Origin of the sequence: Comamonas sp. NLF-1-9, from assembly GCF_019195435.1 — a bacterium.
Classification (GTDB): domain Bacteria; phylum Pseudomonadota; class Gammaproteobacteria; order Burkholderiales; family Burkholderiaceae_C; genus Comamonas_C.
In genome coordinates, this window is the sequence record NZ_CP078069.1 from 1,700,559 (window position 1) to 1,723,015 (window position 22,457).

A 22,457-nucleotide genomic window follows, 5' to 3' on the forward strand; every position below is an offset into this window, starting at 1 on the left:
GTGAGGCGCAGCGCACCCGCCAGGCTATTGCAGCATGAAAGTGCGGTATTCGAGCCGGTTGAGGTTGCGCGACAGCAGCAGCAGCGCCGCGCTCAGCGTCAGCAGGGCCGCCAGAGCAAAACCATAGCCGTAGAACGCCGCGCCCAGTGCCAGTGAGGCCCCCGTCAGCAAGACGTTGAGCAGCACGAACAGCAGGCACAGCCAGAGGATCAGCCGGCGCTGATCGAGGTAGAAGAACACGTTGAGTACCGCCATCAGCGCAACCTGCAGCCCCGCGCCTATCACCTGGACATGCAACAGCGGCAAGTACAGCCGTGAAATGCCCAGCGCGTCCAGCAGATAGGGGCCGACGATGAAGGTGAGCAGCACGGTGAGCGTCTGTACCTTGGCAATCTGGCTCAGGCCCTGCTGTATCGAATAGACCATCTCGTCGCGCATGTTCTCGATGTAGCCGAGCGAGCCGCCTTCGCGCACCGCACTGTAGAAGCGATCGTAGTACTCGACGAAGTCGGTCTCTATGCGCACCAGGAAGACCGCCATGCCCGGAATGATGGACAAATAGGACAGGAACACCGGCAGGTCGTAGATGAGCGAAGCCCGCAGCCCGCCGATGATCTGCTCGGATGTGGGCGGGAAGAACCAGAACATGAACTTGTCGGCCCAGATCCCGAGGTTGTAGAGCAGGCCTATCGCCACCAGCGAAGGGTAGAGCTTGCCCTTGGCGAGAAAGTCGAAAGCGAGCAGATGGCGCGCCGGGCTGAACTCCTTGAGCGCGAGCAGCCACATTCCGGCCAGCAGCACGTAGTGCCCGAGCACGAAGCCGCCCAGCAGTCCTTCGAGCCCGAACGGGCGCAGCAGCAGCGAAGCGCCCACCACGATCCCATAGCCCAGGGCGAACAGCGACACGATGGCCTTGTAGCGCTTCATGCCCGAGAGCACGATGGTGAAGACCCAGACCGCCGACAGCAGGGCAAAACCGGCCAGCATGAGCAGGCGATACAGCAGACTCTCGCCGGACAGCACGAGAAAGAGAAAAAGGGTGCCCAGCACCGCCGCCGCCACCAGTACCAGCACGATCAGGCCGTGCAGATTGGGCAGGATGAGGTGCTTGTGCTTCTCGAACAGCCGATCGGAGACGAAGCGTGTGAAAGTCAGCTGCACCAGGCCGGTGAAGATCAGACTGGTCGCGACGAGATAGGTCACCGAGGTCTGAAACTGGGTCACCAGCGAGGGCGGCACCACCACGCTGACGCTGAAGATGCCGATCAGAAGGATTCCGACGATAGACAGCACCCAGGGGCCCGAGCCGACAACGCCCGCATAGGCATACGCCTGCACCAGGCTCAGCAACGTGTCCTTGCGCAGAATCTTGCGCAGCTCGAAACCTATGCCCGCCATCAGGCGACTCCCTCATGGCGGCCCAGCGCCTGTTCATACACTCGCGCATAGCGCTCGAACATCAGGGTGTCGGTGTAATGGCGCTGCACCCTGGCCACCGCTGCCTGGCTGGCCGCTTCCCAGGCGCGCGGATCCGACAGCAGCGCCAGCGCCGCATCGGCGAGCGATTGCGGAGCAGCTATCGGCACCACGGCTCCAGCGGAGCCGAGCGCTCGATCCTCCTCGCCCACACCTTCGACCAGCTCGCGGCAGGCACCCACATCGGTCACCACCGCCGGAACGCCGGCGGCAAAGCCTTCAAGTACCGACAGAGGCAAGGCCTCGCTGATCGAGGACAGCACCACCAGGCCCACCTTGGGCAGCAAGTCCTCAACCTTGCGAAAGCCGAGAAAGAGCACGTTCTCTTCCAAACCCAGACTGCTCACCAGGTTGCGGCATTCGCGCGCATACGCCGGATCCTCGTCTTCCGGTCCGGCAATCCAGCCCTGGGCGTCCGGAAACTGGTTGACCACGCGAAACATCGCACGAACGAAGGTCTTGATGTCCTTGATCGGCACCACCCGTCCAATCAGGCACAGCACCGGAGCCATCCCGGGCGCACGTTGGCCGCGCAGCGGCGCAAAGCGCTCCAGGCGGATGCCATTGGGGATGTTCATGGTGCGCCCGGGCGGCGCGCCATCGCTGATCTGGCGCTGGCGGTTGGCTTCGTACAGCGCAACGATGGGATCGGCCGCGGCATAGCAGAAGCGACCCAGCCACTCGAAGAATTCGATCCACAGGCGACGGAAGTAGGACAACTCGGTCGGGTCGCGCTGAAACACGTTGCGGTTGTCGCGTATCCACTCACTCTTGAACAGATCGATCTTGCGCTCCTTGGTGTAGATGCCGTGCTCCGAGAGGATGAAAGGCAGACCGCGTGTCTGCTGCAACAGCGCGCCCAGAAACCCCGCATACCCGGTAGAGGCGCTGTGCACTACGCGCACGTCAACCAACTGGTGCGCCACGCGCGCCAGCAGCCACAGGGGCTGCAGCATGATGCGCAGCGTCCAGAAAAAATCGACGAACGACGGATCGGTGCAGTGACGCCGGTAGAGCTCGCAGATCAATTCCCAGGAGCGCTCGCTGTAGAGGAAGTCTTCGCGCGTGAGTTCTCCGCCCGGCAGCATGTGGCGCATGACCTCGCGCAGCGCGCGGACCACCTCGGCCGGCTCGCGGCGTTCGGCCAAGGCCTGCACGAGGCGCCGCGCCAACTCGTCTCCCGCACGACTGCCCCTGCGCGCGGCGGGTTGCTCTGTGAGTACCCCCGCGTCGATATCGTAGAGAAAATGCTCCTCGAAGTGCACCACGTTGGCCGGCAGCTCATAGCGCCGCTCACCGTAGTCCGAGCGGCGCCCGCCCAGGAACACCAAGGCAAAACGGTATTGCGGATAAGCACGGATCATCTGGTTGATCCAGCTGGAGACGCCGCCGCCAACATACGGAAACGTGCCTTCAAGTACCAGCGCGATGTCTGCGCCTGACGTATGCGTGTTCGTCATGACGCCCGCGTCCACAAATCGATGATGGGGCGCAGCCGCGCAAGCACGGCCCAGCGCCCAAGTTCGCCGAGCAGCGCACGCACTTGCGCGTGCTGTTCCAGCTCGAAGTGCAGCTGCGCCTGATAAGGCAGCACGCGCGCTGCGGGCAGGCCCAGCTCAATGGCGCGTGCATACTCGCGCGCCGCCCCTTCGACGTCCTTTTGCCCATGCAGCAGCCGGCCACGGCGCAGGTGCATCGCACCGTCATCGGTTTCCACTTCCAGCACGCGGTCGCAGTACTTGAGCGACTGTTGCATCGCATAGTCACGCAGGTCGCCCTGCGCAAGTTCCTGATATACGAGCTCCCAATAAAGGTCCGAGAGCCGCCGCACGCATTCAAGCACCCTGGGGTCGTGCGCGTCGTACAAATGCATGGCGCGCAGCGCGTCGGACTCCTGAGCAATCGAGTGGTTGATGCGTTTTTCCAGGTTGTCGAGCATGCCGTAGGCGAGCAGGCGCAAGTCCTCGCTGCTGTCCTCCAGCACCGTGCGCAGCAACGGCGAGGCGGTGCGCTCGGGCACGTAGCGCAGCGCCGACATCGCCCCCATGCGCGATTGCACCGGTATTCCGGAATTGCTCAGGAAGGAACGCATGCCGGTGTGACGAAAGACCCTGGGGACGCGCTGATGCTGATCGAACTCCGGCAGCAACAGGGTTTCGAAGTCGTCGCGCACCTTCTTGGCGCGGTAAACCCGCAGCACCACGAAGGCCACGAGGACTCCGGCAAAGCCGGCGACCGGTATCGTGTAGCTGCACGCGGCAATCAGCAGCACGGCGGCCCAGCGTGGATGGGCAATGCGCCGCGGCAGGAAGGGAAAAAGCAGCAGCGCGAGCAGCACGCTGGCTGCCAGGTGCATCACCAGATAGCTGGCCAGCGCCGCATCGGAATGCTCACGCCACAGGACGGCTACGCTCCATGCACCGCCTTCCAGCAGCAGCGCCGACAGACCGAGCTTCAGATTAAGCATGGAGCACTGCCTCGATGCGCGCAATCAGGACGAGTGTCTCGTCGCCGTCCACTGTCAGGATGTGGGGAAAGACCCCGAGATCTGCCAGCGAATGGCTGCCCTTTTGCGCGGCCCATGTCTCCAGACGCGCCAGATATCCCTGGGTTGCCGCCTTGCCCGCCAGCGGCATCAGCACCGCCAGCGCCTGGCGGCCTTCGCGCTCGAGCAGCCACATCTCGTCGAGCTCGCGCTTGAGGTGCTCGATCTGTGCAGCAAGGCCGCGCTGCACAGCGCGTTCGGCGAACTCCAGCACCACCACCGCACTGGCCACTCCCGTGGTCTGGCGCACGTTCATCATGCGCCTGAGTTCGAAGGCAAAAGCCGGCGGGCAATCCGGCACGGCCTCGACGATGGATCGCGCCAGACCCTGAACAGAGAGGCCGTCGGTGTAGTAACCCAGCAGCAGTTGAATGGTCTGCAGATTCTCGGGCTGCAGCGCGAAGAATGGCATCTTGCGCACGAGCAGCAGGCCGTAAGTCTCCCTGGCGAGGTCGAGCAGAGGCGCTGCCACCAGGTATTGCGTGTCCTGCTGGTCCAGCGACCTCTGGCCGACGTGGCACAGGCGCTGCATCACCAGCGCCTGACGAACCAGCGGGTCGTCGGCCGCGAGGCTGGCCAGGCCGCCCGTGCTGGCCCATGCCGCTTCATCGACCACGTCGCCACGCACCGGATGGATGCTGGCGACTTCCAGCTGGCAGTACTGCACCAGCAGGTTCAGCAGCCGGGCTGCCGGCGGCGGCTGGTCCGCCGATACGCTGCCGATGTCGTGCAGGACGGCGAGCGCGTCGCGCATGGACATCGGACGGCTGATCAGCTCCTGCTCCAGCCTGTCGTGCGAGAGGCGCAACAGGTAATGCTCATGAACCAGTTGTTGCAGGCGCTGTTCCAGGTAGCGCTCCAGCGTTTCGGCGCGGCGGGTGCGGGCACGCCACAAGCTGGAAAACTCGGCCACGAGCATGACCAGGGCCAGGCCGGCAAAGAAGTGCACCTGCGGAAATTCGTCGAAACGGCCGAAGTTGGACCACAGCCAGCCGAACAGCAGGATGCTCGAACCGCCCAAACCGGCGACAAAGCCGTGACGCAGAGCCACGATGACGGGAGCAAACCAGGGCCAGGGGAAATTCCCGTGCAACTGCAGCGGGTCGTCGGGCGACCAGAGGTAGCCGAGCACGAAGGCCAGCAGCGGGAGGAACAGCGTTTCCCCCAGAACCACCGCCGGCCTGGCCTTGGTCACCACCAGATTGCCCAGCAGATTGGGCGGCAAGAAGGAGCGCGCCTCACCCGCGTCGCCCGGCGACCCCGAGCCCTGTGCCGGCTGCTCTCGCGCGAACAAATCGTCCGACATCGATGCGGGCTCAGCGCGTCTGGGCAAGACCGGCCGTCAGCAGGCCGCGCACCAGCTTGTGTGCCACCGCAGACAGCGCTTCGCGGCTCCAGCCACTCTGACCGCCGGTGCCGCTCCACAACACGTCGCCGCTGTTCACGTCGATGAACTGCAAGGTCACGCCGACGGCCGGCTCGCCATCGACGCCCACCTTGTAGCGCCACTCTTCGACGGAGCCCGCGAGCGCATAGCGCAGCTTGTTCTTGCGCGCCCAGGCCAGGGCCTCTTGCGCGCGAGCCGCATCCCCCGCGTCAAACAATGCCTCTTGCACGCCAGGCGCTGGTGCGCTGCGCACCGTGCCCACGCCCTGCGCATGCAGCACGGCCTGCGCTATGGCTTCGGCGCGCTGCCCGGCCAGCGGCGTTTCGGTGTGGTTGACGAAGGGCAGCACCACCCAGCTCGCCTGGCGCTCCAGTGCCGGCGCCTGTCCCAGATCGATGGAGCTGCAAGCCGCCAGCCAAGAGGCGGCACCGATCGCCATCCCGACGAAAAGACGCCGTGCGAGCTTCGCTTTGATATCCAGCATATGTATCCCTCTGCGTTGAATGACTCAGAAAAAAAGCCGATAACTGAGCTGCACGCCGCGGGTCAGACCCGAGGACTGCAGCCCAGAACGGGACCACTCCCAGCTCAGCACCAGGCGGTCAGCGCCCACCACGCTTCCCGTCAGCCCGAGGCGCACGCCGTATCCCGCCCCCAGCGTGCTGTGCCAGGTTCGGCTGAGCGAAGCGTAAGGGCGCAGCGCTCGCGAATACTCCTGCTCGAAGCGCGTGTTGGTCGACAGTTGAAGACCATAGAAGCGGAAGCTCTCGGGCACGAAATAAGTGCGCTCCATCACAGCCCCGGCAGGCAGCACATGGCGCTGAAAAAGACGCCCCTGCCCTCCCAGGCTTGCGGGATCCACCTGGCGGAACCGATGGAAGGACCAGAACCCGCCGATCTCCAGCGAGGGCGTGTCCTGACGCAAGCTGTGGATGTATTCGAGCATCGCGTGACGTCCGCTGCCCAGTCCGGCCCCGGTCTGCAGGCGATAGCGATCGGCCGACAAGCTCAGGTTCAGCTGGTCCTGGCGCGTCGCGCGATAGCTCAGACCCGCGCCCACGCGGTCGGTCATGCCAGCAAGGCGCAGGCCCGTCGTCGCGTCGGCGGGCTGGTGCCAACCGATCTCGCCATACCACGACAAGCGCCTGTCCATCCTTTGCTCGTGGCGCAGCAGCAGCGGAGTCGTGCGCGCGTAGGCCACGCGGCTGGCGATCTGCAAGCGGCTTTCGCTGTCGCGCCGGCGCCAACGCAGCGTAGCTGCCAGCGCCTCTTCGTTTGGCAGGGCACGAAAGGCAGCGGCGTCGTTCATGCTGCGGCGCAGCTGCACCGCATTCAAATCCAGCGAGAGCTCGGGGCTGATGGCAAGGTGCAACTGCCCTTGCCTGGTGTGCTGCGCCATTGCGTCCAGAGTCTCTTCGCGCAGGCTCAGATCGGCGCGGTCCGAGAAAGCCAGCAGATTCTCTTCAAGCTGCTCTTGCAGTGGCTCGTCATCGCGCTGCTGCCCTTGTGCTTCAAACGCGGCGCTCTGGGCCAGTCGCACGTCACCCACCTGGGCGGCCGCGTTGACGCGGTCGTAACGCGGCAGACGTTCGTCAAAACGCTCGAGCAAGGCACCACTCGCCTGGCGATCGTCTTCAGCCAGAGCCACGGTGATGTCGGCCCACAGGGGGCGATTGGCGCGCAGGCTGCGGCTGCGCGCGTACTGGTGCCAGAGATAGGCACGCTCAGCGCTGAACTCAGCGCGGTCCTGCAGCCATGCCAGGGCCGTTTCCGCGGCCGCATTGGACAGTTTGCCCGAAGCCCCCTCGTCAAGACGCAGGAGTTCGCGCAACACCTCAAGCGCCGGATCGCCCGGGCGTTGGTCCATGAGCAGCCGCGCGCGTGCCACGCGCCGGGTCGCATCCAGGCCTTGCTCGGCCAACCACTGCTGCACCGCCTGCCCGCGCGCGCGCGGCTCGGCGCCGCTCGCCTGGCGCAAGCGCTGCCATTGCCGGGCCAGCAGACCCCGGCGCAGCCGCCAGGCGCGATCGGCCTGCTGGTTCTGCTCCAGAGCATCGGCATAGTTCATCAACCAGAGGAAATCCTCCCTGTGCTCTGCCAAGTGCGGCGTGAGGTAGCGCTCCAGCGCCACCTGCGGCAGCGACAAAGCCTGATAGGCGGCGGCCAAGGCCTCATGCAACTCCCCGCTGCGGCTCCATTGCGCCTCGCGTTCGGCCAACAGCTGGCGTATCGATACCGCATCGTTGCTGTCTATCAACAGCCACAGCATGGCCTGTTGCATGTCGGGGGAGTCGGGCAGGAGCTGCAGGCCGGCTTGCAGGTAGCGCCGCGCCAGATCGAGGCGCCCCTCATTCTGATGGTAGATACCCAGCAACCGCAGGAATTCCGGCTGGCGCTGCATCGCACGCAGGGAATGGCGCGAGGCCTGATCGGACGGGTCGAGCTGCGCCAGAGCCTGGGCGAAGGCGTCCCACTGGTTGCGCGCGACATAAATGGTCAACGCATCGATCAGGTACGACGGCTCGTCGTACCTGCGCCATGTCAGCACCGAAACTCTCGCCGCCTCCAGCGGCTGGCGACGCTGCAACAGGTGAATCAAGGCATCGTGGTCGGACAGCTCTGCATCCTCGCGCTCGAGCAAGCGAAAGTAGGCTGCGGCGGCCGGCTCGTCCAAGCCTTGTTCCTGCGCAAGCTGGGCCGTCAGGCGCAGGAAATCGGTTTGCTCGTCCGGTGAGACCTGCTGCCCTTGCGCCGCCAGAATCCAGCGCAGGCCGAGTGCGCGCTGACCGTGTTGCAGCGCCAAAAGCGCCGCATGCATTGCGCGCTCTGCCGTGACCTGGTTTGAATCACCAAGCAAACGCTCCCAGGTCTGCAGCGCCAGATCAGGCTGACCAGCCCGCTCCGCCAGTTGGGCCAGCATTTCGACGCTTTCAGGGCTGTCGGCGTGCGCACGCAGATAGTCAATCGCCGGCTGCGGTTCGCCCAGGCGTTCCTGGGCTTGAACCAGAGCCCGCATCAGCGCAAGGTCGCTGGGACGCCGGCGCAGTTCGTGGCGCAGCGCCAGGACCAGCGCCCCGTCGTCGAACAAGCCTGGCGCCAGGCGCAAGACCGCCTGCCAGGCCTGCGCTTGCCCGGTAGTTTGTGCAATCACCAGCCATTGCTGCAATGCTGTCTGTGAACGTGAAGTCCATTCGGACACCTGGGCCAGACGCTCACGCCACAACATGTTCGACGGCTGCCGGCGCACCGCCGCATTGGCGAGCGACCATGCATCATCGAGATTGCCGTTCTCGACGAACACCTGATATCCCAGGTCGTAAGCCTGCTCGTTGAAAGGCAGGTGCGGCTGCGCCGTCACGGCCGGACGTTGGACCTCCACCGGATCTGCTTCTTCATCGAAAGCGACCCTGAGCAACAGCGGCTTGTGCGAGCCCAGCCAGACCGCACCATCGTCGAACACTGTTTGTGCGCGCGACTTGGCCCGCACCGAGGCGCCAGTCGCGGATGCCACGTCTTCGTTCCATTGCCGTAGCCATGAAATTTTCAGCAGCAGCCGTGTGTAACGCTGGGCCGTCTCTCCTTGCCCGGCCGCGCGGGCCAGCTCAACGAGCTGCATCAGCGCTTGCGGGTCGTCGGCCAGCTCTCCCAGTTCGCGTTCTGCAAGCGCCAAGGCGGCCATCGCTTGATTGCCCGAACGCAGCGCTGCGATCGCCGCGTTGTAATAGCGTTTGGCTTGCACCGGATCGAGCGTAGCGTGCCGGGCCTGAATATAGAGCTGGGCGCACGCGGCGTAATCCGATTCGGCCAAAGCCTGTCGCGCGGCCTGCGCATAGACCTGGGCGGCGTCCGCAGTCTGCGCTGGCTGTTGCCTGGCCAACTCCGCCGCAAGACTCGATTCCTGCACCTGACGCGCCAGGGCGGCCAAGCGGGCCTGCTGGGGTGGTGTCAATGGTTGTCTGGCCAGAACGCTGGCCTGGTCAAGCAGCGCTTGCTGCACTACCGCGCGCTGGTCGGAGTCATCGTCGGTCAGTGCGCGCTGGTATTGCAGTTGCACCGCGTCCAGTTTCACCCATTGAGCGGCATTGCGCAGGTGCTCGTCGCGGGAATCCAGCAAAGGCTGCAGGGTCTGGTCCGCCGCCATCACGTCGCCAAACACAAGCTGTCTTTTCGCCAGCAGCAGGCGCAGCTGCGCGTTGTCCCGGTCACTGCGCAGCAGGTTGTGCAAATAGGCAATCGACAGCTCGATGTCGCCGGACGTGGCCAGACGCCGCTCCAGATCCTGGCGCGGATACAAGAGCCACAGCGAACCACCCACCATGGCGGCCAGCAGCAGCACCAGCCAGGCTGGGGCAAGCACCGGGCGCTCAGCGTGTGGCGCAGTTGATCTCGAGACGTAGGGTTTGGGCATGCTTGAATCTGAACACTTGCACTGCGTCCGTGGACGTCTGGGCGGCAGGCAGCGGCTTGAGCTCCCGCCCGTCGCCGCGGATGCTGCAGCCTTGAGCTTGTGCCATGGAGAATTCCAGCGGCACATAAGCCGTCAGCGTCATCGACAGACTGCGCGCTGCAGCGTCGCTGTGCAAGTCACTGACGCGGCCGTTGGACTGCTGCAAATAGGGCAACTGCGTCGCGGCGTCGGCGGACGCATCAGCGCGGGTTGCAAGAAGCGCGTTGTCGCTGCCGAGCGTCACGTAGACCCCGTCCGGCCCCCGGTTCCAGCCGGCCACCGCGAGGCTGCGGGACAGGTCCGGAACACCCAGGCTCTGCGGCAGACGCACGGTGCGCAGGTGACCGTCACCACGCAAACGCCAGCCATCACCGTCGCGCGCAATCTCGTAGCTGTAGAAATCCTGTACCTTGCGCACGAAGTCCGTGGCATGTAGCGGGTGCAGCGGCCGTGCCAGCGCCCAGTCGTACACCTTGTGCAAGGCCTTGAGCGACGCCGGCTTGGAGGCCGAGTAGGTGTGGTAGTAAATGCCGACCGGCTTGATCCGGCGCGGCGCGTCGGTCATCTCGAAGCTCTCTATTGCACGCTCGAACCCGTAAAAAGGCCCATGCCACAGGTTGGTGTAAATGTTCTCGTTGGTGATTGGCGCGTAAACCTGCAGATAGCCGTTCTTGCGTATGCCCAGCGGCCCTATCGCGGTGAGCGAGGGGTTCATGCGGCTGATCGAAGTGTCACCGCCGTTGATGTTGAGCAAGCCAGCCTTGTAGGCAATCTCGAGCGCCTTGGCAGATGGCGTGGTGTCCCCCGTCCATTGGAACAGGCTCACTCGCTTGCCCTCTGGCGCCAAACGGCGGTTGATGTAGTCGCTGGACCCCACGATCTCCCGCTCCAGGTCGATCTTGTACCCCGGTATGTCCAGACCATAAGCCGCGTCGGTCTTGTCCGCCTTGGGCGCCACCTCCATGTCCCAAATGAACGGATGCGAGTAAGCGTGGCTGCCAATTTCCATGTATGGCAGCTTGAACATCGCCCGGGCGATGTCCTCAAGACGAGCGCTGAGCGCGGGATACAGCCCATCGGGGGCGACTTCCGCCTCGATGATCGACATCGTCTGCGGGATGCGGTATTTCTCGAACACGCTGCGCAGCAACACCTGCGCGGCGGGTGGACTGCCGGCGAACTCCCCAAGGGAGGCAAAACCATCGCCGTCGACATGCACCAGGAGCATGCGGCGCCCGCTTTCCGTGGTCGTGTCGGGCACCGGCATCGGCGGCAAGCGCAGCGCCCGACGCAGGAAGGCAAACGGATCGACGATCCAGCGATAAGTCTCCGTGCCGGGAATGGCGCTGAGCACGTTCGGATCGAGCACAAAACCGCCCCAGGAGGTGATGGCAGCGGCGAGCATGCGGGCTTGGCCAACTCCGGAGTATTCCAGCAACGGTTGCACCTGCGGCGCGCCCGTTTCAGCAAGCTGGCTCAGGCCCGTTTGCAGGCTTGCGAGCGGAACAGGCGCTTCCAGCCCCATCATCGGATCGACGCTCGCCTGCATCAGCTTGGGTATCTGGTCAGCTGCAAAGGAAGGGTAGCTTGCGAGCCCGAGCTGACGGCGCAACGCCGGCCCCAGGTCCATTCCGTAGTTGCCCAAAATGGCGATTGGCAGTCCCGTACGCAGCACGGACTGCAACCACAAGCGGTAATCGGCTTGCCGATCCGCCGGGATGAACCCGGAAAACCACGTCACCACCCCGGCAAAACGATCGCGATGCACCTGCGCAGGCAGGGGCTCACGGACATCGGCATATTCGGTGACATAACCCATGTAGTTCAGCGGCATCTGAAGGTAGAGATGCGGGTTTGAATAAGACAGGGCCGCCACTTCATCGCCGTCGTAGAGCACCAGAATGCGCCGGGGCACCGGCTCGACCGCACCAACCCCTACCGTGGACAGTTCGGCATCGGCCACCCAGGGAATGAAGCCATCGGCCTTGATTTTCTGCGCCGTCAACCGTGCCAGTTCGCGGTCGTCCACCGGTACATAGTCGATGACGAGCACCGGCAGGGCGTCGCGCTCGCGCACTGTGCGCAATTGGGCAAGCAGCCACTCGCGGTCCGCAGGTGGCACGGTCTCATAGCTTTTGCTCTGCGCGTTCCAGCGTTGGTAAAGCGACTCGGCCGCCACCATGTCGACCTTGTCGCGCACCCGGGGCAGAACCTCGAAGCCGCGGTTGAGTATCAGGCGTATGCCGGGGAAACGGCGCGCCAGCATATCGATGACGCGCACCAGTCCTTCTTGCTGCGCCGCTTCATCGAAACCCTTGGCCAGGCGGTAGGAGTCGAGCGTGTCCAGAAAAAAACGGCGATACCCCTTGTCCCAGAGTGGCGCCACCACCTGTGAAGCGAAGAACTCCGGCCAGCCCGGTGCGCTCAGGTCGATCACCTCGGACTGCCAGCCTTCGTTGCTTGCAAGCTTCCACTGAGGGGGAATCTGCGCGTAGTAGCTTCTGCCCTCCTGCACTTCACCCACTGAAACGTAGGCATACACCTGTTGCCCCGACGACGGCTGGATCAGTCCGGCGTGGTCCGGCTCGACGACCAGTACGTCGAAGACGCGAAACTCGCTCAAGGGCACACCGCTGCCGTAGTAAAGCGCTACCGACGGTGTGGCGCCCGCGTCCACGGCGAGGCATAGGCCGGCCAACGCCAGGAACAGCGTTCGCGCAGTCGAGACCGCCGCTGCGAAGCAGGAAAACAGGAGGTGGAGGAACAATCGCACGGGCTGTACTTTACTAAAATCAATCGACATGAAGCCAATGATCATCGTCAACATTTGCAAACAAAGAGAGGCAAAGAGGGCCGCAGGTGCTAGAAACGCGGTTGGTTGCAGGGAGGTTTTTTCTTGATTCTCTTGACAGGCGGGGCCGGCTATATCGGCTCACACATGTACCTTGCCTTGTCCCAGGCCGGACAAGCCAGCGTCCTGCTGGACAATTTCAGCAACAGCCATCCGCAGGTGCTGGAGCGGCTCGCAAGCATCACCGGAAAAGCCCCTTTGTGCATCCGCGGTGACGTGCGCGACAGTGCCTTGCTGAAAGAGATTTTTGCGCGGCATCGAATCAGCGCCGTGGTGCATTTCGCCGCGCTCAAGGCAGTGGCGCAATCGGTCGAGAAGCCGTTGGATTATTACGACAACAACGTCGGCGGCACGATGTCCCTGATGCGCGCCATGGCCGCGGCGGATGTGCGCACACTGGTGTTTTCGTCGTCGGCTACCGTGTATGGCGACCCCGACAGCGTCCCCGTTCGCGAAGACGCGCCGCTGCGCGCAACCAACCCCTACGGTTGGACCAAGCTCATGATGGAGCAAATCCTTGCAGACGTGGATCGCGCCGAGCCTGGACGCTGGCGCATCGCCCGGCTGCGCTACTTCAACCCTGTCGGTGCGCACGAAAGCGGCCTGATCGGCGAGGACCCGCGGGGCATACCGAACAACCTCATGCCCTACGTGGCCCAGGTGGCCGCAGGGCAGAGGGAACGCCTGAACGTATATGGCAACGACTATCCCACGCCCGATGGCACGGGAGTGCGCGACTACATTCATGTGTGCGACCTCGCCGAGGGCCACATCGCGGCGCTTGACTACCTGCGCTCCCATCCAGGCATGCTGACTGTCAACCTGGGAACCGGCAAGCCGGCTTCGGTGCTGGACATGGTGGCCAGTTTCGAGCGCGCGAGCGGCAGACCCGTGCCCTACACCGTTGCCGCACGCCGCCCCGGCGACGTCGCGCAGTGCTGGGCCGACGCTTCACTTGCGCAAACCCTGCTCGGTTGGCGTGCGCGGCGCGACACCGACGCCATGTGCCGCGACACCTGGCGCTGGCAGAACCACGCGAACCCATCGAATCCAGGCCGGACGTCGGACACCGACGACGCCTCGGCGAATGCCTGACTCATCGTGCGAAAGCTGCCTCATGAAACGCCTTGCCCTTTCATCCCCGCGATACCGCCCGCTGGCGCTCTTGTCCTGCGTATTGCTGGCAGCCTGCGGCGGCGGCATGGTTGACGGCGTTGCCGAGCCCTACCCTGACGCCCCTGGGCTACCCCAGCCTGCGCCCGTCTTGCCCTTTGTGCCCAGCGCCGACGATCTGCCTGCCCCCACAACGGCTAGCTATCCATACGCCGGCACTTCGCTGCTGCAGATGGCACTTCGCTATCAGCCAACACCGGTCAGCGGCGCGGGCTATTACTTCTCCGCCGATGGCACGTGCTCCAGGCAGGACACGCCGCCGGTTGCCACTTATCCCAACGGTCTGGTGACCCTCGATACAGTGAACTTGGACGTCAGCAAGACCGACCAATGTGAGCCCGAGATCATGGTCCGCGCACGGATCGGCGATGGCCCCTCGGCGTGGGAATCAGACGCCAGGATGCGCTTGCGCGGCAGCAGCACGCGCGAGGCCAGGCTCAAGTCCTACCGGGTCAAGCTGGCGGGCAGCGCCAAGTGGATGAACGAAACCACATTCCAGTTGAACAAGCACCCATTTGACCTGAGCCGGGTGCGCAACAAGCTGGCTTTCGACCTGATGCAAACCGTGCCGCATCTGCCCAGTCTCGGGACCCAGTTCGTGCACATGTCCTATGACGACGGCCAGGGCACCCCTGTCAACATGGGTCTGTACACCCACGTCGAAAAGATGGGCAGCAAGGACTATCTGCAGCGCCGTGGCTGGGTGGCAGGCTCCAACGTCTACAAGGCCGAGGACTTCAGCTTCGAGATGCCCGAAGGAGGGGAATTTGCCTTGAAACCCGACGGCAACGCGGGCCCGGATTTCGAAAAGGTGCTCTCCATCGAATCGGATTCGGGCGACCATCGCGCCATCGTCCATCTGACGCGCGCGCTCGGCGACGAGACCCAGGACTTCAACACGGTTTTCCGCACCCACTTCAATACCAACAACTATCTGAGCTGGCTGGCATCGGTCATTCTCCTTGGCAATTCGGATACGCAGAACCAGAACTACGGGCTCTATCAGCCGCTGGGAAGCGAGAAGTTCTACTTCACACCTTGGGATTACGACGGCGCGCTGGGCTATGCAGACCAGCCTGGCGTGGAAAAGTACCCCGACTGGAACCGCGGCATCAGCAATTGGTGGATCAATCTCTTGCACCGCCGCTTCATGGAGCAACCGGGCAATCTGGCTTTGCTCAAGGCGGCTGTCGATGAGATCCACGACAAGTACCTGACGCGGGCCCACATCAAGACCCTGCTCGACGGCTACCGCCCATTGGTCGAGCCCTTGCTTGCCACGCAGCCCGACCTCAGTGAACTCTCCGTCTCCACGACCGATACGTCAGCACCCATGGACCAGTGGAGCCGGGAATACGCCAGGCTCGTCGAAGTGATTGACGACAACTACCGCGATTTCGTGGACAGCCTGCAGCGACCCATGCCCTTCTGGCTGACGGAGCGGGCGGACGACAGCGGCGCCTTGAACATTGAATGGGGATGGCCTCAGCCTTTCCACCCCCAGGGCCAAGCGATACGCTACAGCGCGCTGGTCGCCCGGGTCGAGACGGGCCAGACGCCGTTTTCGCCTTCGAGCATCGTGCGTGAACAACACGGTATCGACGGGACGCACTGGAACGCCGGGGCGCTGGCGCCGGGCAAGTATCTGATCAAGGTGCTCGCCAGCGACCCGCAAGGCCACACCACCTATGGCTTTGACACCATCACTCTGGAAGGCGCGCAGTTGTTTGGCGTGCATTGCGTGAACATGCCCGGCGCCACGCCGTGCAATTGAGGGCAGCTACCCGTTTCCGCTACCCGAACAGACTACAATCGCGGGCTTCGCGGAGAGGTGGATGAGCGGTTTAAGTCGCACGCCTGGAAAGCGTGTGTGGGTTAATAGCCCACCGCGGGTTCGAATCCCGCCCTCTCCGCCAGAATTTCCAGCCCGTGGCCGCTGATCCGGGCCCGGCCCTCGGCGGGTCCGCATCGCACCCCATCGCTCCTGTTTCACGGCACAGTGACTGCACCCTCCCCCGGCTGGCGGCTGCGCGACATTGGCCTGCGCCGCGGCCAGCGCACGATCTTCCAGAATCTGAACCTCGACCTGGACGAAGCGCGCATCGCGCTGATCGGGCACAACGGAGCGGGCAAGTCCAGCCTGCTGCGCCTGCTCGTGGGACTGGACACGCCGCAGCAAGGCAGCCTGAGCTGGGCCGGACAAACTGCCCACGCCGCGCGCCGCACCCATACGCTCGGCGGCGGGCGGCTTGCAAGCCTGATGTTTCAGAACCCGGACGACCAGATCATCTTTCCGACGGTCGCGGAGGAACTGCAATTGTCCTGGAGCAGCGCCCACGGCGGCGATCGCAAGGCAGCTCGTCGCGGGGCGCTGCAATTTCTCGAGCAACGCGGCCTGCTGCACTGGGCCGACAGAGCCATGGGCACCTTGAGCCAGGGCGAGCGCCAATCGGTGTGCTGGCTGGCCATGCTGCTCGCCAAACCGCGGGTGCTGCTGCTCGACGAGCCCTACGCCAGCCTGGACCTGCCGGGCCAGTTGCGCCTGGAGGCCGACGTGGGCCGCTGCGCGCAGCAGGTGATCGTCTCGACCCATGTGCTGCATCCGGTGCGCGACTTTGGGCGCGTGATCTGGCTGGAAGACGGCCGGGTGCGGGCCGACGGTCCTGGCCTGGAAATTTGCGCCGCGTATGAGGCACAGGCACGGCGCCAATTTGCCGACACCGCCGGCGCCGCGTGAGCATGGGCAGTCTCTACAGCGAATGCATCACCTGGCTGCACCATTGGCGCGCAGGAACCAAGTTGCTGGCGCTGTCCCTGGCTGGGATGTTGCTGTTTGCCACCAGCCAGCCCGCTGCGCTGGCCGCCGCTTCGCTGTTCTGCACGGCGCTCTATGCAAGCCTGGGACAGGCCACGCTGGGCTCGCGGCGGCTGCTGGCGTCGGTCCTCGCCGCGGCAGCGCTGGTCGCGGCGTTCCACGCCTGGATGGGCAGCTGGCAAGTGGGGCTGGCGAGCGCCTTGCGCCTGGCCAGCGTCTGCATGCTCGGCATCGCCTTCACGGCCACCACGCGCAGCAGCGACATCGTCGAAGTGCTGCAGCGCCTGCTGGCGCCACTGCGCCCGCTGGGCGTGCGGCCGCAGCAGCTGTCGCTGCAACTGGCCTTGATGCTGCGTTTTACCGAGCATTTCTTCATCCAGTGGAAAAAGCTTGCCGAAGCACACCGCGTGCGCACCGGCCGCGCCGGCGGTTTGCGGCTGATTGCGCCCCTCACCGTGCAGATGCTCAAGACCATGCGCAGCGCCGGCGACGCACTCTACGTGCGCCTGGGGCGGGACTGAGGCTGCGCGACGCGCGAGGGGCTTGTTCAGCGTCGCCCTATGCGCCTTCCTTCAGATGGCTGGCAAAGGCCTTGCGAAACTTCCCCACCTTGGGCGCCACCACAAAACTGCAGTACGCCTGGTTGGGGTTGTTGCGGTAGTACTCCTGGTGGTAGCTTTCCGCCGGCCAGAAGGCGGCTAGCGGCACGATCTCGGTCACGATGGGCGCGTTGTACGCGCCCTCGGCCTCCAGCTTGCGCACCATCGCGCGCGCGATCTGGCCGTGCTCGGGCTCGCTGTAATAGATGCCGCTGCGATACTGCGTACCCACGTCGTTGCCCTGGCGGTCAAGCTGCGTTGGGTCGTGCGTGGCAAAGAAGATCTCGAGCACGCTGTGCAGGCTGATCTGCGAGGGATCAAAGCGCAACTGCACCACCTCGACGCAGCCGGTGCTGCCGGAGCAGACCTCTTCGTAGCTCGGCGCGCGCCCCACTTTGCCATTGGCATAGCCGCTTTGCAGCCCGGTGATGCCGCGCACCCGCTCGAAAACCGCCTCGGTACACCAAAAGCAGCCGCCGCCCAGCGTGATGACTTGTTCGCTCGCCACAATGCACTCCTTGAAAACCGGCTGTAGCGTGGCGGATTCCCGCGGCGCAGCGCCAACCGTACTGCCTAAAATAGCAGGTTTGCCACCGTGCCGTGGTCTGCCTTCGGAGTAACTGCATGAATCTGCCCTTGAACACGCTCGCCGACCCCAGCGATCGCCTCGAGCAGGCGCGCTACAACATGATCGAGCAACAGGTGCGCCCCTGGGACGTCTCCGACGCACAAGTGCTGGAAGTGATGCAACGCCTGCACCGGGAGGATTTCGTGCCCGCGCCCTACCGCGACATGGCGTTCACCGACATGGAGATCCCGCTGCACGACGACCCGGTCGAAGCCATCCGGCTCGGTCAGATCATGCTGGCGCCGCGTGTCGAGGCGCGCATGCTGCAAGACCTCAAGCTCAAGGCCAGCGACCGCGTGCTCGAGATCGGCGCCGGTTCGGGCTTCATGGCCGCGATGCTGGCCAGCCTGACGGCAGAGGTCACCTCGCTCGAAATCGAAGAACGGCTGGTGCGCATGGCCAGCACCAACCTGGCCCAGGCTGGCATCACCAACGCGCGCGTGCTGCATGCCAACGGCGCCGAGGCGATCGCCGGCGGCCCCTACGACGTGGTCGTGCTCAGCGGTTCGGTCGCCCATGTGCCGCAGCCCTTGCTCGACCTGCTTGCGCCGGGCGGCCGGCTCGGTGCCATCGTCGGCTTCAAACCGATGATGCGCGCAACCTTCATGGAACGCAGCGGCAAGGGGTTTGGCACCACCGAGCCCTGGGACGTGGTCACCGCGCGGCTGCGCCACTTCCCGCAGCCGTCTCAGTTCAAGTTCTGAGCGCACGCCTGCCTGCCATGGTCCCGCAGGTGCGCCCTCGCGATCTCGAGGCCTGGCTGGCCGCCCGCCACGACCGCAAGCCCGTGCTGCTCGACGTGCGAGAACCCTGGGAGCTGCAACGCGCGCACGTCGCCCCGCGCGGCCTGGAATGCATCAGCATCCCCATGGCAGCGCTGCCCGCGCGCCTGGCAGAACTGGACAAAACCCGCCCGCTGGCCTGCCTGTGCCATCTCGGCGGGCGCAGCATGCAGGTAGCGCTTTATCTTCAGCAGCAGGGCTTCGAGGATGTCGCCAACGTGGCGGGCGGCATCCATGCATGGTCGCTCGAGCTTGACCCGGACATTCCCTGCTACTGAGCTGCTGGCGCGCAAACTGTCTTGCGGCAGCCCAGGTCAGACAAGGGCATGGGGCTGATTTGCGGGTATCTTTGCAACGAAGCTGTTACTGGCAAAAAGATACCCCAAAAAGTACCCCATTTGACCCCTGCCTTCATGTGCACGGCACTGCACGTCAGTGCATTAAAAAACCCCGTAAGTCTTTGATCTTGCGGGGTCTTTTTGCACGGTAGTGCACGGTATTTCAGCTATCCCTGGCGACGAAGGGATGCACAAGATGCCTTGAAACCCGCATAAATGCTGGATTTCTTGTTTTTTGATTCCAGGCATACCCGGAAATATACCCTCGGGCTCCCTGCATTCATGTGCACGACCGCAACCAAAAAGGTGGCCACCGCCTCATCCCGTTGACCGTCGGAATGCCCGCTGGTGGCCTTGCCTCGCTCGGGTAGCGCGCGGCGCGGGTTTGCTAGGCTGGCGTGTCTTTCCTGACTGCGCCAGCCCGTGTTTTTTGCAGCTCCCGCCGCGCAAACACTTGCTTGCTCCTAGCAGCCGTAAGGCGTCCCTTGGAGCGCGGCCAGCGAGCAAGACAAGAACTCTTCGGCCTGGGTGCACCGCCATGGTTCTATGCCCTCCCGGCTGGCTATGGCGCTGCTATCTCGCCAGCCGGGAATCTTTGAAATCAGCTCACGGTGGCGTCTTTGATGGCGCAGAAAGCATCCATGCGCCTGGGCGCGATGCCCACCTCCGCGCGGGCAATGACGCGCACCGCCCCATCCGTGGCCAGGGTCACGGCGTCGACCATCAAATCGACCGCCGCAGGCCCCCAAAAGCCGACGTAGAACTCGCTCAGGTCGCCAAACAGCAGCGCCGCGCAGTTGGTCGTAGAGCCCTTGGTCAGGTCCTCCGGCATCGCGCTCGAGATGGCCACGGGGTAGCCCAGAATATCGGCGCCCTCGAACAGCATGTAGGCGTCGTTCTTGGCGGTGGTGCGCAGCTTCTTCGCAAGCTTGGGGCTCACCAGCCAGCGCGGCGTTAGCAGGCCGCCAGCGGCGCCAGCTGCCACGGAAAATTCAACGTCTACCAGGTCTTTGAATGTGATCGCGCCGCCGTTGGCGCCAAGGCTGTGCACCTTCAGGCCGGAGTGTCCCAATATCCCCTTGGGCTCCTTGACCCCGTCTCCCTTGAGAGCCGCCGAGTCGATCGCGGCGCCAAGGCGGTTTGCAATCTCCCGGCGCAGCAGTCCGTCCAAGTCTATCTCGGTATCTGCCAGCAAGCGGCGCGAGACGATCAGCTCCATGGTGATGGTTTTGGGGACAAGCGTTGCCAGCTCAAAAGCGGGCGTCGTGGTGGCCGCCGCCGAGTCCCCTTCCCCAACCCACTCCGCGCCCCCGGTGACGCCGTTCAAGTAGGGCAGAGAAAGGCTTCCACGTTTCAGGCCGGAAATCACGGTGGCCCCGCCTCCGACTACTTCGGAGGTCGGCAGCAGGCTTACCTCGGCGTCGCCCGAAACCGTGTTTTCGACAAGCGCTGCTGTGTTGCTCGTCGAGAGATCGCGCGTCAGCGCCAGCAGGGGCACCCACGTGCCCAGCGGGCTATCGCCACTGCGCCGGCGAAGTGCCGCGTTGACGTCGGCATAGGCTGCGACAACGCCCTGATCTACCGGGCGCGGCGGGTATTCCATGCGGCTGCAAATCAGGTCAGCAAGGCTCAGTCTGCCGCGATTGCTGCGAACGAAAATTCCCTGTGCGCCGGCTTCCGCCTTGACCTCGCGCGTCAATTTTCCAAGGGTTGCGAAGTTGACCATTGTTCTGTGCACTTGCTGACGATGGCTCAATCTTCGCGCGCGCGTCGCGAAGCGGATGCAGCTACTTGCTTCCGGCGAGCAACTGCCCGTAGCGCCGCCGGGTCTTTGGCAACCGGCCCGCCCCGGCTCGCGCCGCGTGCCACAGCATTTTCTGCAGCGCATCGGCATGCGCGGGCGGCTCCGACAAATCCCACCAGCACGGCCATTGCCGCGCCATGAAGCGCTGCACGGCTTGATGCAGGCGCCGCGCCCGCACCGCGCGATCAGCGAAGTTTGCGCCTACCAACTCACTGGCTTGCAGCAAGTACCAGTCCCGCACCTGGCGCTGCGCATGCTCTGGATTGGCGGGCAGGCCAAGGCATTGCGAGAGGCTGGGAAAGCGCTTTCGGCCGGTGCCAGCGCCGCACGTCGCGGAAGCATTTGACCAGGCCGTGAAGGCGCGCTGCAGGTGTGCCAGGGCCTCGGGGCTGGGGTCGCCAGCAAGCACGTCAATCAGCCACTGCATGATCGCCTCCGATCACAACCGGCGCCCTGGCCAGGTCGTACAGCGCCGCGTGTATCTCGTCATCGAGCGCCCGGCGCACCGCGTCTGCGTCGCTCTCTGCGGCCAGCTCCTGCGCCAGGCGTGCAGGCAGTTGCATCAGTCGGTCGCGTGTGGATGCCAGCAGCGACGCAAGGCCGGCGCGCACGACCTGCAGGCGGATCAGCTCGCCCTGATCCTCGGCAAGCCTCAGCTCCTCGCGGCTGGCCTGGGCAGCCAGCAAACGGGCGCGCTCGCTGGTGACCTCCGGCGTATCGGCACGACCTGCAGCCACGGCGCGCAAGTGCGCGGTGTAGCTGCTGACTTGATCGGCAACCGTGGTGCCGGCGATGACGCCCTCGGAGATCAACTGGCTTACGCGGCCCTGGGTGACGCCGATCAGCTGGCCTAGCTCGGCTTGTGTGATGCTCACTGCAAAATCCATAGCATTACTCCAACAAATTTACTCACCCACTAGCGCGCAGCCGGGGTCGCGATTACCCGCAAGGCCACCCCCCCGGAAGGACCCGTCAGCCTGCGCGCGCTCGATCAGCGCGGCGCGCTCGGGCTCTGGCAGCTTGGCCAGCGCATCAAGCTCTACGCCCTTGTCAAGGCTGGTGCCGGCGATGCGGCGCAGGTCATCGCCAAGGGCATCGGCGCGGGCAAGGTGACGGTTGATGTCGCGCTTCGACTCGCCAGACACCGCCGCCGTGTCGGCAGCGAACGATTGCGTTTGCTGTGGCGACTTCTTCCGGCCCAGTGCGTCTGCTGGTTGATGGGTGGGACAAGTTGTCCCACCCATCTCTTCACCCGGATGCAACGCCTCCCAAATCTGCCTGCGCCGCTTGATGGCCTGCGCGCGCTGCCTTGCCGACCGTGCGGTCACGCGAGCGCGCAAGCGGAACCACCGGGAAAAACTGGAAAAACTGGAATAACACGGTTTCATGCGGGTTTGCGGGCACCCCCCCTTTGTGACGAACCGGGAAAAACCCATGCTCCGGCCGTCGTCCTGCTCGGTTTTTCCCGGTTTTTCCGGTTCGTCACAAACCCCCACCCCCTCGCAAAGCCGCGCCAGCTGGTGTTTTTCCAGTTTTTCCAGTTTTTCCAGTTTTTCCCGGTGGTTTGGCTTGTACGCTTGCAAGTTATTGAAAAGAAAGAACATTTCAAAAT

At 64.4% G+C, this 22,457-nt stretch carries 18 protein-coding genes and 1 tRNA gene; 7 read left to right on the forward strand and 12 right to left on the reverse strand.

The window, feature by feature from the left end; all coding sequences use genetic code 11:
• Positions 1-24: 24 nt before the first annotated feature.
• From pelG to KUD94_RS08215, 7 genes are read right to left on the reverse strand one after another with little or no spacing between them, the layout of a single operon-like run.
• The gene (gene pelG, locus KUD94_RS08185; RefSeq protein WP_218236523.1) at positions 25-1,398 is read right to left on the reverse strand and encodes an exopolysaccharide Pel transporter PelG; all 1,374 of its coding nucleotides are present in this window, start codon (positions 1,396-1,398) and stop codon (positions 25-27) included.
• On the reverse strand, positions 1,398-2,936 hold the full coding sequence (pelF, locus tag KUD94_RS08190; RefSeq protein WP_218236525.1) for a GT4 family glycosyltransferase PelF: 1,539 nt from the start codon (positions 2,934-2,936) through the stop codon (positions 1,398-1,400). Before pelF ends, pelG begins: the two co-directional genes overlap by 1 nt.
• Positions 2,933-3,943 carry a hypothetical protein gene (locus KUD94_RS08195; RefSeq protein ID WP_218236527.1) on the reverse strand — a complete coding sequence of 337 codons (1,011 nt, stop codon included), beginning with the start codon at positions 3,941-3,943 and terminating at the stop codon, positions 2,933-2,935. Before KUD94_RS08195 ends, pelF begins: the two co-directional genes overlap by 4 nt.
• On the reverse strand, positions 3,936-5,327 hold the full coding sequence (locus KUD94_RS08200) for a PelD GGDEF domain-containing protein (RefSeq protein WP_218236528.1): 1,392 nt from the start codon (positions 5,325-5,327) through the stop codon (positions 3,936-3,938). Before KUD94_RS08200 ends, KUD94_RS08195 begins: the two co-directional genes overlap by 8 nt.
• A 10-nt stretch (positions 5,328-5,337) precedes the next feature.
• The gene (locus KUD94_RS08205) at positions 5,338-5,892 is read right to left on the reverse strand and encodes a penicillin-binding protein activator LpoB (protein ID WP_218236530.1); all 555 of its coding nucleotides are present in this window, start codon (positions 5,890-5,892) and stop codon (positions 5,338-5,340) included.
• A 24-nt stretch (positions 5,893-5,916) separates the two neighbouring features.
• Positions 5,917-9,816: a tetratricopeptide repeat protein gene (locus KUD94_RS08210; protein ID WP_255569184.1), complete on the reverse strand. Its 3,900-nt coding sequence runs from the start codon at positions 9,814-9,816 to the stop codon at positions 5,917-5,919.
• On the reverse strand, positions 9,773-12,682 hold the full coding sequence (locus KUD94_RS08215) for a bifunctional glycoside hydrolase 114/ polysaccharide deacetylase family protein (RefSeq protein WP_255568665.1): 2,910 nt from the start codon (positions 12,680-12,682) through the stop codon (positions 9,773-9,775). The genes KUD94_RS08210 and KUD94_RS08215 overlap by 44 nt, the downstream gene beginning before the upstream one ends.
• 69 nt (positions 12,683-12,751) lie before the next feature.
• Here KUD94_RS08215 and galE point away from each other — a divergent pair, with 69 nt between their 5' ends.
• The 5 genes from galE (at position 12,752) to KUD94_RS08240 (ending at position 17,215) form a co-directional block, all read left to right on the forward strand.
• Complete coding sequence (galE, locus tag KUD94_RS08220) at positions 12,752-13,801, forward strand: UDP-glucose 4-epimerase GalE (protein ID WP_218236532.1); 1,050 nt, start codon at positions 12,752-12,754, stop codon at positions 13,799-13,801.
• Between the two features lie 22 nt (positions 13,802-13,823).
• On the forward strand, positions 13,824-15,653 hold the full coding sequence (locus KUD94_RS08225) for a CotH kinase family protein (RefSeq protein WP_218236534.1): 1,830 nt from the start codon (positions 13,824-13,826) through the stop codon (positions 15,651-15,653).
• 51 nt (positions 15,654-15,704) lie between these two features.
• Positions 15,705-15,795 (forward strand) — tRNA-Ser (locus KUD94_RS08230).
• A gap of 83 nt (positions 15,796-15,878) precedes the next feature.
• Positions 15,879-16,616, forward strand: coding sequence for an energy-coupling factor ABC transporter ATP-binding protein (locus KUD94_RS08235; RefSeq protein WP_218236535.1), 738 nt, complete (start codon positions 15,879-15,881; stop codon positions 16,614-16,616).
• A gap of 2 nt (positions 16,617-16,618) precedes the next feature.
• Entirely contained in the window at positions 16,619-17,215 is a 597-nt protein-coding gene (locus KUD94_RS08240; RefSeq protein WP_218236537.1) for an energy-coupling factor transporter transmembrane component T, read from the forward strand.
• A gap of 37 nt (positions 17,216-17,252) precedes the next feature.
• Here KUD94_RS08240 and msrA read toward each other — a convergent pair whose 3' ends face one another.
• A complete protein-coding gene (msrA, locus tag KUD94_RS08245; protein ID WP_370625898.1) occupies positions 17,253-17,804 on the reverse strand; it encodes a peptide-methionine (S)-S-oxide reductase MsrA in 552 nt (183 codons plus the stop codon).
• Between the two features lie 113 nt (positions 17,805-17,917).
• On the opposite strand from msrA, the gene KUD94_RS08250 reads away from it, so the two are divergent.
• Entirely contained in the window at positions 17,918-18,625 is a 708-nt protein-coding gene (locus tag KUD94_RS08250; RefSeq protein ID WP_218236541.1) for a protein-L-isoaspartate O-methyltransferase, read from the forward strand.
• 17 nt (positions 18,626-18,642) lie between these two features.
• The gene (locus KUD94_RS08255; RefSeq protein ID WP_218236543.1) at positions 18,643-18,981 is read left to right on the forward strand and encodes a rhodanese-like domain-containing protein; all 339 of its coding nucleotides are present in this window, start codon (positions 18,643-18,645) and stop codon (positions 18,979-18,981) included.
• Positions 18,982-19,642: 661 nt separating this feature from the next.
• Here the strand turns inward: KUD94_RS08255 and KUD94_RS08260 are convergent.
• The 4 genes from KUD94_RS08260 to KUD94_RS08275 all read right to left on the reverse strand — a co-directional run bounded on the left by KUD94_RS08260 (position 19,643) and on the right by KUD94_RS08275 (position 22,449).
• The gene (locus KUD94_RS08260; RefSeq protein ID WP_218236545.1) at positions 19,643-20,767 is read right to left on the reverse strand and encodes a phage major capsid protein; all 1,125 of its coding nucleotides are present in this window, start codon (positions 20,765-20,767) and stop codon (positions 19,643-19,645) included.
• A gap of 61 nt (positions 20,768-20,828) precedes the next feature.
• Positions 20,829-21,272 carry a hypothetical protein gene (locus KUD94_RS08265; protein WP_218236547.1) on the reverse strand — a complete coding sequence of 148 codons (444 nt, stop codon included), beginning with the start codon at positions 21,270-21,272 and terminating at the stop codon, positions 20,829-20,831.
• Positions 21,256-21,720: a terminase small subunit gene (locus KUD94_RS08270; RefSeq protein ID WP_218236549.1), complete on the reverse strand. Its 465-nt coding sequence runs from the start codon at positions 21,718-21,720 to the stop codon at positions 21,256-21,258. The genes KUD94_RS08265 and KUD94_RS08270 overlap by 17 nt, the downstream gene beginning before the upstream one ends.
• A 30-nt stretch (positions 21,721-21,750) precedes the next feature.
• Positions 21,751-22,449: a hypothetical protein gene (locus tag KUD94_RS08275; RefSeq protein ID WP_218236550.1), complete on the reverse strand. Its 699-nt coding sequence runs from the start codon at positions 22,447-22,449 to the stop codon at positions 21,751-21,753.
• Positions 22,450-22,457: the final 8 nt, after the last annotated feature.